The organism is Longibacter salinarum, from assembly GCF_002554795.1.
Classification (GTDB): domain Bacteria; phylum Bacteroidota; class Rhodothermia; order Rhodothermales; family Salinibacteraceae; genus Longibacter; species Longibacter salinarum.
The window spans coordinates 674,215-688,271 of the sequence record NZ_PDEQ01000002.1 but is presented as its reverse complement, the minus strand read 5'-3'; the positions used below and the strand labels follow the sequence as shown (position 1 = coordinate 688,271).

At 58.5% G+C, this 14,057-nt stretch carries 9 protein-coding genes; 4 read left to right on the top strand and 5 right to left on the bottom strand.

Features of this window, described 5'->3' with window-relative positions; translation table 11 throughout:
- Positions 1–84 precede the first annotated feature (84 nt).
- From CRI94_RS06125 to malQ, 3 genes are all read left to right on the top strand, one after another.
- Positions 85–609 carry a PH domain-containing protein gene (locus CRI94_RS06125; protein ID WP_098074769.1) on the top strand — a complete coding sequence of 175 codons (525 nt, stop codon included), beginning with the start codon at positions 85–87 and terminating at the stop codon, positions 607–609.
- A gap of 76 nt (positions 610–685) precedes the next feature.
- Positions 686–2,524 carry a PH domain-containing protein gene (locus CRI94_RS06120; protein ID WP_098074768.1) on the top strand — a complete coding sequence of 613 codons (1,839 nt, stop codon included), beginning with the start codon at positions 686–688 and terminating at the stop codon, positions 2,522–2,524.
- A gap of 154 nt (positions 2,525–2,678) precedes the next feature.
- Positions 2,679–4,187, top strand: coding sequence for a 4-alpha-glucanotransferase (malQ, locus tag CRI94_RS06115; RefSeq protein WP_098074767.1), 1,509 nt, complete (start codon positions 2,679–2,681; stop codon positions 4,185–4,187).
- Between the two features lie 85 nt (positions 4,188–4,272).
- Here the strand turns inward: malQ and pyk are convergent, their stop codons facing one another.
- The 5 genes from pyk to CRI94_RS06090 form a co-directional block, all read right to left on the bottom strand.
- Positions 4,273–5,703, bottom strand: coding sequence for a pyruvate kinase (gene pyk, locus CRI94_RS06110; RefSeq protein WP_098074766.1), 1,431 nt, complete (start codon positions 5,701–5,703; stop codon positions 4,273–4,275).
- Between the two features lie 259 nt (positions 5,704–5,962).
- Positions 5,963–7,114, bottom strand: coding sequence for a site-2 protease family protein (locus tag CRI94_RS06105; protein ID WP_098074860.1), 1,152 nt, complete (start codon positions 7,112–7,114; stop codon positions 5,963–5,965).
- Positions 7,115–7,286: 172 nt separating this feature from the next.
- Positions 7,287–8,081, bottom strand: a complete 795-nt coding sequence (locus tag CRI94_RS06100; RefSeq protein WP_098074765.1) for a TerC family protein — start codon at positions 8,079–8,081, stop codon at positions 7,287–7,289.
- A gap of 185 nt (positions 8,082–8,266) precedes the next feature.
- The gene (locus CRI94_RS06095) at positions 8,267–8,989 is read right to left on the bottom strand and encodes a GvpL/GvpF family gas vesicle protein (RefSeq protein ID WP_098074764.1); all 723 of its coding nucleotides are present in this window, start codon (positions 8,987–8,989) and stop codon (positions 8,267–8,269) included.
- 824 nt (positions 8,990–9,813) lie between these two features.
- Positions 9,814–10,251 carry a hypothetical protein gene (locus CRI94_RS06090; protein WP_098074763.1) on the bottom strand — a complete coding sequence of 146 codons (438 nt, stop codon included), beginning with the start codon at positions 10,249–10,251 and terminating at the stop codon, positions 9,814–9,816.
- Between the two features lie 515 nt (positions 10,252–10,766).
- On the opposite strand from CRI94_RS06090, the gene CRI94_RS06085 reads away from it, so the two are divergent.
- Complete coding sequence (locus tag CRI94_RS06085) at positions 10,767–14,006, top strand: coiled-coil domain-containing protein (RefSeq protein ID WP_098074762.1); 3,240 nt, start codon at positions 10,767–10,769, stop codon at positions 14,004–14,006.
- The last annotated feature ends 51 nt before the right edge of the window (positions 14,007–14,057 follow it).

Here is a 14,057-nt window from a genome sequence, read left to right as displayed (position 1 = left end):
TGGTCTCCATCACCAACAGGGAAACCTCTGCGCGGTCGTCGTTTTCAACAACCGCACTGTTGCCTTCCCATCTCAGTCCATCGAATGGAGACTGACTCGCCGCCCCCTGAGACAACATCTTCCGACAACCTTCGGTCGCTCGAACCCTCGATGCGAACGGTCTGGGCGATCAAGCGAGGTGTTTTTGTTGCCTTCGTATCCTTTGCGGTTTTCTTCTACGATCTCGCGCATCTCTTCGGCACGAGCGCTCTTCCATTCGGAACGCTCACGGGCATTGTCGTCGTCCTCGGCACGGCGTATGCCCTTTTCTGGCCGCGCCTGCTGTATCGATCCTGGGGGTTCTCAATTCGGTCGGAAGAGATTTACATCGAACATGGCGTGCTGAACCATGTGCGGACCGTCGTTCCGCTCCGTCGTATCCAGCACCTCGACGTGTCGCAGGATCTTCTGGAGCGTGAGTTTTCGCTTGGGCGTCTCGTTGTCCACACAGCAGGGTCGCGATCGAGCGACGTCGTCATCCCGGGGTTGAACCTAAAGGAGGCCGAACGCATCCGGGATCGCGTGAAGCAGTTCATTCTGGAAGACCCACTTATGGAAGATCCGGTCTAGACAGAATCCGGTTCGACCCCTGCACCGGCGGTTTTAGGCCGCCGATACGTTCCAATCCCTGTGCCGCACTGCTGTCATGTCTTCGCCCCCTTCGAACGGTCCGAATCCGTCCTCCTCGGACGCTGCCGACCCACCTGACCATCTGTCGTCGGATACAGAGCGCGATCCTCAAACGTCCAGCAGGGACGCCATCGACGACCGCCCCGACGAATCGGCGTCTGCATCGATTGAGGAAGCCAACGATGCGGGCGATGCAGACGACTCGGATGGTAGGGAGCCCGCCACCCTCGGCGCGCTGCAGGAACCTCAGCGCCTGCATCCTCTCACGCTTCTGCAACGGTTCCTGGCCAGTCTCCCGGCCCTCGTGCTGCTTCTGCTCCCCGTGCTGATGAACCCCAGCTCGGAGAACGTCTTTTATCTATTCATGACGGCGGCCTTTGGACTTATCGCGCTACCGTCGATTCTCCTGCAATACTACCGGTTTAGCTACCGGCTGACCGAGAAGCAAATCATCATTCAAAGCGGGGTCTTCAACCGGCAACATCGAAGCATCCCGATCGAACGCGTTCAAAATGTGCAAATCGAGCAGAACCTCCTCGCTCGAATTGCGGATATCGCGAAAGTGAAGATCGAAACCGCCGGCAGTTCGGGTACGGAAGGCGTACTTGAGTATGTGAGCCTCAAGGAGGCCCACCGCATCCGACACGCGATCCGCTCCTTTCAGCGGGAAACCGTCGGGGAAACGGCGCCGATGGTGACGCCCGACATCGATACAGAGGACGGAGCGGGCGAAGTTGCCGCCGAAGAGATAAGCGATGAAGCAGAGATCCTGTTTCAGATGCCGCTGCAACGCGTTTTGCTTAGCGGAATGTTTCGGTTCTCGCTGATCTACATCGCGGTTGTCTTCTCCGTCTTTCAGTTCTTCGAGCCAGATACGCTTCTCAATTACGTTCTGGCGTCGCGATCCCAATTTCAGGCGATCGTTGATGCCGTGTACGCATCCCCGTTTTTTGCAGCGGTTATGACCGTGATGTTCGCCGCTCTGTTTGGCTGGCTGACGGGTATTGCAATTAACCTCAATCGGTACTACGGCTTTCATCTGTGGCTCGAGGGAGACAAACTCCGCAAGCGGCATGGCCTCTTTACCGTGACCGAGGGCACGATTCCACTCAAGAAGGTGCAGGCACTCATTCTGCACACCAACCCGCTGATGGAAGCGTTCGGGTGGTTTGCCCTCGAAGCGCAAACCATCGGACTCAACGTCGACGAGCAGGGACATCGCGTGATCGTCCCGTTCGCTCAACTCGACCAGGTGCGCCAGATCGGCAAACGAGTTCGCGATTTCGACCTGCAGGAACCGTTCGAGCGCGTGTCCCCACTCACGATTCGCCGGTCGTTCGTTCGTTATCTCGTAGGACTCAGCGTGATCGTGGTGCCGGCTGCTTACTTTTGGCCGCCCGACTGGCTGGCGCCAATGGGCGTGGCGCTACCCTACTGGGCGTATGCACTCACTCCGCTTCTTCTGCTCTGGGCCTACCTCCAGTACACCCATCATGGATACGCCGTCGATGACGAGGCTCTGTATGTTCGCCGCGGGGTCATTGGCCGCTACATCTGGATCCTCCCGACGGAAAAGCATCACGTCTTCTATACCCGAGCATCGGTCTTTCAACGACGACTGGGCTTGAAGTCCTTTTTCGTGGACACGGCCGGAGCCGCTAGCTTTGCGTATCCGGAGGTCATCGACGTTCCCGAGAATACGGCCGATAAGGCACTCGACCAATTAGATGACCAGTTCCACACCCTCTACGAAAACCGTATCCGCGCCGCAACGGGCTCCGCAGATACGCGGCTTTCTGCCGACGAGAGGCCCCAACTTCCCGACGACGCGCATAGCACCTGGGCCGACGAGTAGCGGTCCGGCTCGTCCAGCTAGCGCACCGTTGCTTCTACATCCAATTTCCCGGTATCCCGTGTGCGCAAGACCCGCGACGGTTCGGCATGCGGATTCGAGCGTCCAGTCTGCATCCTGCTCATTCACCGATTTGCTCACCTAACTTCCATCCACCGTGGACTCGCGACGCGTCAGCGGAATCCTCTTGCACGTCACTTCCCTTCCCGGCCCATACGGTATCGGCGACCTCGGCACATCCGCCCACCGATTCGTCGACCGACTCGCAGAAACGAATCAGCGAATCTGGCAGATCCTGCCGCTTGGCCCCGTGGGTCACGGTGCCTCTCCGTACTCTGCCCTCTCCACGTTCGCGAATAATCCCCTCCTGATTAGCCCCGAGCCGCTCCTGCGTGACGGAATTCTTGCAGAGGCGGACGTGGCTCCTCTCGCCGAACTCCCCCGGGACCACGTCGACTTCGAACGACTGCTTCCACGAAAGCGGCGCCTCCTGGAAACCGCCTATCAACGATTTCGGCAACAGCAGGGAGATACCGACGCATTTCGAACGTTTCGGGAGGAGAACGCAATCTGGCTGGATGACTTCGCGCTGTTCATGGCGCTCAAAGACACACACGACGGCGCGCCGTGGCACCAATGGGAGAAGGGCCTCGTCCACCGGGACGCCGACGCCCTGTCGCTCGCACGGGAACGGCAACAAGAAGCGATCCGCATGCACGCCTACTGGCAGTTTCTCTTCGACCGCCAGTGGTCGGCATTGCACGACCATTGCAAGCAGCAAGATATTCGCATCTTCGGCGACATTCCGATTTACGTTGCTCACGATAGTGCTGACACGTGGGCAAACCAGGACCTCTTCTACCTTGACGATGACGGTCAGCCGACCTCCGTCGCAGGGGTCCCGCCGGACTACTTTTCTCCCGAGGGACAGCGCTGGGGAAATCCGCTGTATCGCTGGGACCGCATGCAAGAGAACGGATTCAAGTGGTGGATCGCTCGCGTCCAGCAGATCTTGCAAAACGTAGATCTCGTGCGTATCGACCACTTCCGCGGCTTTGAGGCCTACTGGGAAATTCCAGCCGAAGAGCAAACGGCGATCAACGGGACGTGGGTCGACGGTCCAGGCTCTGACATTTTTGACGCGCTCAAACGTGCCATCGGGGACCTTCCCGTTGTTGCGGAAGATCTTGGCGTCATCACTGATGACGTCCGAGCGTTGCGCGACGAATTCGAATTTCCGGGCATGGCGATCATCCAGTTTGCTTTTGGAGGGGAGCCAGACCACAGCTATCTGCCCCACAACTACCCCCGAAACGTCGTCGCCTACACGGGTACGCACGACAACAACACGCTCCGCGGATGGTGGAACGGAGACATGCCGGAAAACGAGCGAGATTTTGCCCGCCGCTATCTCGCGACCGGAGGTGAAGACCTGGTCGATCGGTCGCTCCGCGCCCTTCTCAGCTCACCGGCCGACCGCGTCGTCACACCACTCCAGGACGTGCTGGAACTCGGTGCGGACGCTCGTATGAACACTCCTGGCGACGTGGGTGAAAACTGGCGCTGGCGCTGCACCGAGGATCAACTCAAGGACCCCCGCCTCGACAAGCTGGCCGAGCTCTGCTGGCTCTACGGACGAACCGAAACGGAGGAATCGGACGCATAGCATCGAAACCTTCGGACTAAAAAGGGACAGGAGAACGCCGTAGCGCTCCTGTCCCGCGGTCGTACGTGTCGAATGAGAGATTGCGCTACTGCACCCGGCTGACATGCACCATGTTCGTGCGGCCTCGTGCTGGCAAGGGCATCCCCGCCGTGATCACGACGTGACTTCCCGGCTCCACGAGACCCTGATCGCGAAGAATGCTGTGCACCCGAGCGATTCCTTGATCCGTATCCTGCTGGAAGGGAATGTGAAACGACTGGGTACCCCACAGCATCCCGAGCTGCCCGACCACGCGCTGGTTGTCGGTGAAAGCATAGATCGGCATGCTCGGGCGATGTCGTGCGATCGAGCGGGCAGTTGCCCCCGAGTTCGTCAGGCAGCAGATCGCCGCTGCGTTGACCTGCTCAGCGAGCCGACAGGCTGTAAAGCTCACGCTCTCCGTCACATTCTCGGTGCGCTCCAGGTGCCCCGGCGTCATCGACAGCGTCTGCCGGAAGTCGGTCCAATGCCGTTCCGCCCGGCGAATAATCTTGGTCATCGCCTGAACGACGCGAACGGGATCCGTCCCGACCGCCGTTTCCGCTGACAACATCACCGCGTCGCTTCCGTCGAGCACCGCGTTCGCCACATCGCTTGCCTCTGCGCGGGTCGGCCGCGGGTTGTCGACCATGCTCTCTAGCATCTGGGTCGCCGTGATGACCGGGCGCGCGGTCGCCATGCTACGGCTGATGAGCATCTTCTGCGTGCTCGGCACCTCCTCCATCGGCATTTCTATGCCCAGATCGCCCCGCGCCACCATGATGCCGTCGACGACCTCCAGGATCTCCTCGATATTCCGGACGGCCTCCGGCTTCTCGATCTTGGCGACAATGCTTACGTTATTCCCGGCATCCTCGATGAGGCCGAGCAGTTCCTCAACATCGGAGCGCTCCCGAACGAATGAGAGGGCCACGACATCCACATCCATCGAGAGCCCAAACTTGAGGTCCTCCCGGTCCTTCTCCGTGAGTGACGGGGTCGAGGTCCGAATATTCGGGAGGTTGACCCCCTTTCGCGACCGTAGCGGTCCTCCCTCCACCACCTCTGTGATGAGGTCGGTCCCCTGGATGTCGGTGACCTTCAATTCCAGGAGGCCATCATCGAGAAGGATGCGTCCGCCGATGTCTGCATCTTCGGCGAGCGTTGGATAGTCGATGTGAACTCGCTCGGCAGTCCCCTCCTCGACCGGATCGGGCGTAATCACGAGCGTCTGCCCCTCATCCAGCATTACGCTCCCGTCCTTCATCTGCCCGACGCGGATTTTCGGTCCCTGCAGGTCCTGCAATATAGTGACCGTCTTGCCCTGTCGCTTAGCCGCCTCCCGTACGGTGTGTATCCGCTCGGCATGGTCATCGTGACTGCCGTGGCTGAAGTTCATCCGCGCTACGTTCATCCCCGCCTCAATGAGGTTCTCTATGGTTTCCGAGTCGGACGAGGCAGGGCCAAGCGTGCAGACGATCTTCGTGCGACGATTCATAAAACTCAGGGACTAATCGGGAGAGCGAAGGGCGATGGCGGAAAACCAATCCGAAAGATAGTAGGCACCAACCAGAAATGCGTGCCCACACCGTGACTTCGAGTTAACAATGCGGGAAGTCGGAAGAAAGTCTTGATGCGACTGCGGGAATACAGCCGATCGTGTCGGCGGAGTCGCGTCAGTTCGACCCCGACCGATCCGACGGCGCAGGAACGGTGTTGTCATCGGCTTCGCCTCCGTTTTCTACGAGCGAGGCCGGTTATTCGCGTGCGGCCTGCGGCTGCGGTGCCATTTTTTTCCGCACATCCGCCGCCTCTCGCTGTTCCATAGCCGAGGCAACCATCACCAACTCGCCCACATTCTCGAGCGTCAACAGCCCGACCAGGTCGCCGTTATTCAAGACGGGAACTGTCGAACACTGCTCTTGACTCATCTTGGTGAAGACCGTATCGAGCATCTGGTCGTCACTGACCGTAAAGCACGGCTCTTCGGCAATCGAATCAACCGTGTCGGCAGCATCGTGTGTTGACAGTGCGCGGATGAGGGCCTGGCGGGGCAGGATGCCGACCAACCGTGGTCGCCCATCGTCGCCCGCCTCGACGATGGGGAAGTCATGGTCGCTGCCCGCAAGGAGTGCATCTACCGCATCATCCAGCGTCGCATCAATGGAGAGAGTGGTGAACCGCGTCATCATCGCGTTCCGAACGGTCGCGCCGTGCGTGAACGAGCGAAACATCGCCTGCTGCGACTCGCGCTGTGCACCGGCGTACACAAACAAAGCGATAAAGAGAAGGACCGGATTGAACGTGAGGACACCGAGAAGACCAAAGAGTATGGCCATGCCCTGCCCGATATTGGCAGCCGTCTGTGTCGCCTGCGCGTAGTCGGTGTTCAGAGCCAACAGGGCCCGCAGTACCCGTCCGCCGTCCATGGGGAATGCCGGCAACAGGTTAAAGACCGCCAGTCCGACGTTCAGCCACGCGAGCGTCGTAATTGGATCTTGCATTGGCTCAGCCAGCACGGACGGCGATAGCGGGCGTCCCGTGGCAAACACCAGGGCGCCGAGCACCACGGCGATCACGACATTGACCGCCGGCCCAGCCACCGCAATCCAAAACTCCTTCATCGGATCCGAAGGAATTCGTTCGAGCCGTGCCAGTCCCCCAATCGGGTAAAGCGTGATGCTCCGCGTGGGCACATCGAACGACCGTGCTGCAAGCGCATGACCCAATTCGTGAAGCACGACGCACGCGAAGACACCGAGGATGACACCGATGCTAGTCGCGGCAGATGCGGTCGGCCCGCTCTGCACGATAAAGAAGACGACGATGCCCACCACCAGTAACAGAAATGACCAGTGGAGGAAAATTCCAATGCCGAAGACGGAGCCGATCCTCAGGGACGTTTTCATATCCACCCGCAGGACTCTTTGAGAGAGGCAAGTATGTCTTAAACGAACGAAGAAAGGATCTCAGTTCCGCCGCATCACCTACTTTTGCAAACCGCGCCGAAAATAGTGCCCGGCTGAGTCGATTGCCTCGTCCATTTCGCATGCTCGCTACGATTAAACAGCAAACGGACGCTCACGTCTGACCCTCCTCTTGAAGGAGACGATGCACCGCTTTTCTCAGACGCGGCTGGTGAAGGTGAACCGGTTCTGGTTTTTTGGTTTTCTTTCCATTGGCACGCAGGTTCAGCATCTCCACAATAAGCGAGAACCCCATGGCCGAGTAAATATAGCCTTTCGGGATGTGCTCATTCATTCCTTCCGCGACGAGAGTCACACCGATCAGAAGGAGAAAACTGAGGGCAAGCATCTTCACCGTTGGATGCTCACCAATGAAGCGCGAGATCGCAGATGCTGAGACCAGCATAATGAGGACGGCGATCGTGACGGCAATGATCATGACCTCAACGCGCTCCGCCATCCCCACGGCCGTGATCACCGAATCCAGGGAAAAGACAAGATCCAGCAGAAAGATCTGCGCGATCACACTTGCAAACGAGGCGGCGTGTACGGCCGCATCGCTTTCATCATCGCCTTCTAGCTTCCCGTGGATTTCGTGCGTTGCCTTCGTAATCAGGAAGACGCCGCCGGCCAACAGGATCAGGTCTCGACCGCTAATTGCCTCTGCGAAAACCTCGAAGAGCGGCTGCGTGAGCGTCATGATCCAGCTAATGGATAGCAACAGCGCAATGCGCCCGAAGAGGGCCAGGCCAAGCCCGAGTCGCCGGGCCAGGGGACGCTTCTCTTTGGGCAGCTTGTTCGACAGAATGGAAATGAAAACGATGTTGTCGATCCCGAGGATGATTTCCAACACCGTCAGTGTGCCGAGGGCGATCCAGGCCTCCGGCGAAGATAACCATTCGAATGACATGAGCAAGTGAGCCTGGCGAAGAAGGGCATATGATCGCCTACCCGAACGGCTCTGCGATACCCGCCGGTTCCTTTTTAATCCGAATCTTGGTCATGGGAAGCGGCAGGATGATTTAAACGGATCGACGACCCCTTCCCCCGCCCCGCTTCAGCACGCTATGCGCAGTGCGTTCGGGATTGCCATTCTCACACGAACGAATAGGGCGCCCAGGGCCCGACGACCTCAACCGAACGGGCGGCTGGCACCGACACCTCGCCGGCAATTTCGCGAAACCGATCGACGTTCTTCCGGGGTACGAGAAAGGCAATCGAAACCGATTCTTCCGCATCGTGGCGAGGAGACGTTGAGACCGATGTGGCTAACGATCCCAGCGCTTCCCGGAACGGGGCGACAAGGGCCTCGGCCCGCTGTCGTTCACGCACGAGGCTCTGCTGTCGGGCGAGCAGGTACGCCGTCCCCGGACGATCACCGCGATACGATGGAATGCGGTCGTTTTCACCGTTCCCCTCAGACTTGAGCGAGAGACATATGCCCATTTCAGCCTGCCCGTCAAGCCGACCCAAAAGATCGGCATATAGATGTCCTTTTTCCTGCAATACGATCTCAGCCTGACCGTTGGAACGGACGAGGGTGCCGAAACGAAGTGGGATTAGCGGCCCACCCTGAAATGCCGTATCTACGACACGCTTGAAGGCCAAGACCTCCCCCATGGATGGCGACGAGATCACGGAGGAATCCTCTACCGGTGACGCGAGAACCGACAGGTCTTTTCCGGGAATGGATCGAATCGGCTGATCCTGCACGCCGGACATGTCGAATACATCTCGCAAGGTTCCTGCATCGGTCCGCTCCGGATCAAACATCGCGTAGAGCAAGAGTTGCGGCGCTTTTGTGGCGACGTCGGTCATACTGTATCTGGGAGAGGTCGAGGGGTAGAGAGAGGACACGTGCGAATTGAACGTGTTGCCTGGACGAACAGGCTTCTGGCGCTCCGTTGGTACCGCTTCCGACACGTGCAAACTTGTTACGTCCAACTCTCAGGGCATTGAGTCATGTACATGACGAGTGGCCTATTCTCATCCGCGTTGTCGTCAGACGCACACCGACACGACCGCTTTGCAGGGACGACCGGTTAGGACGGTGCAAACTGCCAAGAATCAGGATGTGGCCATTTTCTAAAGTGATGTCCACCACACCTTGAACCCAAATAAGACGCGAGGCATCCGAGGTATGCCTCGACATACGAACATCGGTGCGCGCGCAACAAAACGAGCCCAGCACTTCTATTCACGTGTGGACCGCTTTGTACAACGAACCCCAACGGGGAATACCGTGGGGTTGCGCAGGAGAAGCGGAACGCGCCCGGAAACGACGGGCCGTACCGTCTCAGCGGCGTGTGGTCATCATAGACCAGGTCTTCCGTCGATTGGCTAGATCGAACCAATTCCGTGCCACCTGATCGCAGGGTAAGGCTCGAGCGCGACTCGTGTCCGTCAAGGATCGATCGCCGGCAACACATCGGCGTTTCTCGTCAATAGTCGGGGATTCCGGCGCTACCTGAGGTGCCGAGACGTGATTAGACGTGGGCGCAATCTGTTAACCAACCGGGCTAGAGACATCCAGACCGGCAACCGGATAGCATGTTCTACCCAGCCCGTGACGTAGATACCCGATAGGTAGCGTGCACTTGCGCGAGTGCGTATCATGCTTCGACCGCTTGGCCGCAGAGTCCTTACTCATCGAACGGCTCGGCGAGAAAGTTCGTCAGGGAGTCGACGCGTGTCTGAGTGAGAAGCGGCTCGAGCGCCTGGACGATCAGACTGACGCATGTCGCGCGGTAAATCAGATCGTCCGCCGCACGTCCGTCGCGATCCGTCTGATGCTGAATTTGCGTGTTCAACATCATCCAGTGTGCCTTGACCTCAACGTACTGGATGGCGACACCGCGTTCCAACTCTTCGATCGAGTCGATCTCCATCAAGGTCCGGTACATCCGGTTTCGCAGGCCAGACACATACGCTCGCACCGCCTTTCGCTGCGATGGTGCGGCAGAGGCCCAATCGTCCAGAACGATGTCCCAATTATCATCGACCTCGCCACGAAGGGCCGACTCAATCTTCGAATGAATGGTTGCTACTTTTCCTTTTGAGTCGACTGCGGCTGCTGACATTTTGAGTACAGGGTATCGAATTGAGTGCGCGGTGCCAGAGAGACAAATCTGCCTTCTGTTGCTATCTGTCAAATCCAGGCCAACAAACACGGTCCGCGTTGTGCAAGATTCTACGTATTCTCTGCCCAGAGCACACATACCGACTTAATTACAGTCCATCGTCCGATCCAACATCGAAGAAGACCGTAACGGATACACCTGGATATAGCGACAAATCCGCGCGTTGCTAGACATCATTCAATCGTTACTCTGGCATCGGGCATGTTTTTTGATAAAAATGTACCCTACGCGTAGACGTCAGCCTGATTCTGGCGTCTCGGGATCGACCTCACTATCGAACCATTTGAGGAGTATCCCACCGGATGCTTGGATTGACGGCGTAGCCCATTCGCGTGTCGTCGCGAAGCCTGGTCGCGCGCCCTGATCCAACGCATTCGTCTCTGTTCTTCTATACCGCAGGGTGCAAGTCGGCCCCTGACCTCCCACCTACTTTCCGCGCACCTCTACCGAATCTGATGGCTGAACGACAAGATTCTGACGCGGCGGCATCCTCCCCTCCCCCCGAGTGGCTCGCCAACCAGTGGTCTTCGCTCTGCGAGGTCCTCGGCACATCTGACCCTAAAGAGGTCCTCCCTCGGGTGCAGACGTTGAAGAAGAATATGGACCGCATCGATGAAGAGTCGACGCGTCCGCAAGAAAGCTTCGTCACCATTTCGGAGGTGGAGGAAGTCTTTCGCGAGATGCACGAGCGTCTGCAGAAACTCCGCGACCGCAATGCTCAGTTGGTCGAGCAGCTTGAGGGGCAGGACGAAGGTGGAGTCGAAACGGCATTCAAGGAACTCCACCGCGAAACTGAAAAATTACTCGAAGCACTGGGCGTGACGAGCGTCGAAGAAGGCGTCCAGCGCGTTCGGGGGATGAATCGACAGCTGGAAAACCTCTACCACGAGAAAGAGGCCCTGGTGGAGGCTGGGTTCAACGAGGCATCTGAAGCCCTCGACGAAATAAAGGTGCTGCAGGAAAAGATCGAGGAGAGCGACTCGAAGCCCGACACGTCGGTCTTCCATGCCGCAACCGCCATCCGCAACATCGTCGGCGTCGCCTCGATTGGCGAAGCCGAAGACCTCGTTCAGTCCGTTCAGGATATCAATCTTCGATTGCGCGACATCCTGAACACAACCGACACCCCTGACGTCGCAACCGACGATCCGGAGGACCTCGCAGACCTGTTGTCCATCATCGAAGCCAACGTTGTCTCTCTCCAGAACGCGTTGGACGAGTGGTTAGAGAGCGCGGAGGTACAAGACATTCCGCAAGAAGTTACGGACGTTCTTGGAATCCAGACGGTCGATGATGCACGAAGCCTGGCAGAAATGGTGACGTCGCTCGGCGATCGTGTCCAGGCCTATCACGCGGAGCGGGAGCGCCTTAGCGAAGAAACCGGTTTACGTAGCGCCGACGGTCTGCTGGAGATGATTTCCAGCATGGAGAATCAGCTTGTTGACCTTTACGAACATCTCGAAGCATCCGGCTCCGATAGCATCGGATCCATTCTGGGCATTGAGACGGAAACGGAAGCGCGCGAGCTCGAAGCGGCCGTTCGCTCGATGGGTAAGCAAATCAGACAGTATCAGGCTGACAACGACCGCATAGAAAATGAACTTGCCGTACAGGATGTCGCCAGCCTCCTCGACCTGATTTACAGCATGGAGGAGCAGCTCGTTGATCTCTACGAGGCGCAGGACGCGGACCCTACCGCTGAGAATGGGCGCGAGAACGACACATCGGCCCCCATCGGGAAGGTCCTGGGGGTCGACTCCGTCGATGAAGCCGAAGAACTCGCCGGACTGGTCGAGAACATGACGGACCAACTTGAGCGGCTTACGGAAGAACAGGAGACGCTCGACGAGGCCGGCCTGACGGCCGAGCAGGCTGTCGCCATGATCGACACGATGGAAGAACAGCTCGTTGACCTCTATCAGGACCGGGCGGAAGGACGCGTGGACGCCGACATCCTCGCTGATCCGACGTTGTCTGCTTCTGGCGACGGAAGCGTCAGCACCGTGAAGGACGAGGCCGAACGCGAAGTGCTAGACATCCTCGGCGTCGAGACGCCCGAAGAAGCGCACGACCTTGCCGATCTGGTTCACTCTATGAGCAGTCAGCTGGAACGCTTGACTCAGGAGCAAGAGCGCCTTGTCGAAGCGGGTCTCACGGTTGACTCAGCCCTCCAGATCATCGACAGCATGGAGGAACAGCTTGTCGATCTTTACGAGAATCGAGATTCCACGAGAAAAGCTGCCGACGAGTACGAATCCGTTCAGTCAATCCTTGGCGTCAATACACCGGACGAGGCGCGAAAACTGACTGCGTCCGTTCGAAGCCTGCATCAGGAGATGAGCGAGCTCTTGTCAACGGAGTCGGACATGCCAGGAGAGACCGCGATGTCCTCCTCGCGCGATGTACTCGCGATGATCCGCAGCATGGACGAGCAACTCGCCTCCCTCCACCAAGAACGCGACGCGTATGGTGATGCCTCTAAACAGTTGGATGCCATCGAAGAAGCGCTCGGCGTTCGTACCCGGGAAGACGCTGAGCAGATTGCCGAAATGGCTCGCGAAATGAATGCTGAGATCACCCGCTTCGAGCAGGATCGCGAAGCTCTGGACCAGATCGGCGTCGAGAGCGTCGATGACGCAGCGTCTATGATTGCGAGCATGAAGGAGCAGCTCGAAGAGCTATATCAGCAACGAGAGAACACCACAGTGCGCGCCAATGCGCTCGACGACGGTCAGGACACCTTCCAGCAGCTCGAAGCGCTGTATGCTGAACGCGAGAAGCTCGATCGCGAACTTGGCGTTTCGACAGCAGATGACGTCATCGAAATGGTCGAAGGTCTGGCAACACAGCTGGATGACCTGTATGGTGACCGGGCCTCCGTCGAAGATATGAACGACGACATGCAGGCCTTCATTGAGGAGCACACGGCCGAACAGGACGCTACGACCATGCTGGAGAGCATGGAGCAACAGCTCCGTGATCTCTATGGAGAGAAAGAACGTCTCTTCGAACTTGGCTTTGGGAGTGCGGATGAAGCAGCAAATCGAATTCAGCATCTCGAGCAGAAGCGGTCCGAGCTTGCCCAGGCCTCTGCCGCGTGCCGACAACGCTTCGAACGCCTGGAGCGAGAACTGGGTGTCTCCGACGTCGACGAAATCTTGTCCCTCGTCGCCCGCCTCGAATCTGCGCACGCCGATGAGTCCGAGCCGGACGACGAGCCAGCCGCACGCTTGACGGATCCGGCCAGTTCGGCGCCTGCCGGCAGACAAGAGGCCGAAGAGGAGCAAACCCGATTCTTCATTGACGCCGCTCCCGCCTTTGTCCCCCAGGACGTTATCGCCGGGCTTGAACATCTTGGCAGTGAGCAGCTTGACGACCTGGATTTTGGTGTCGTTCGCTTGAGTGAGACGGGCGTCGTTCAGTTCGTGAACCAAGCTGGGCTTGCCTTGCCTGGCCTCAAAAAGCACGACAGCAAGACGGCGATCCTCGGCAAGAACTTTTTCTTCGACCTCGCGCCCAGCACGAACAATAACCTGTTCTTTGGTCGTTTCAAGGAGGGTATCAGTCAGGGTGCGATGGACGCCCGGTTCCCGTACACCTTCATCAGCCCGGGTCAGGGTCCGAAGGTGCTCGTGGTTCACCTGCACTCTAAGCCCAACAGCGACGCCCACTGGCTTCTCTTTCGAGCGATGTAGCTCGAGGACAGGGGGAATTCCCGTACCGTGCCGACTCCGCCCCTGCTTTCC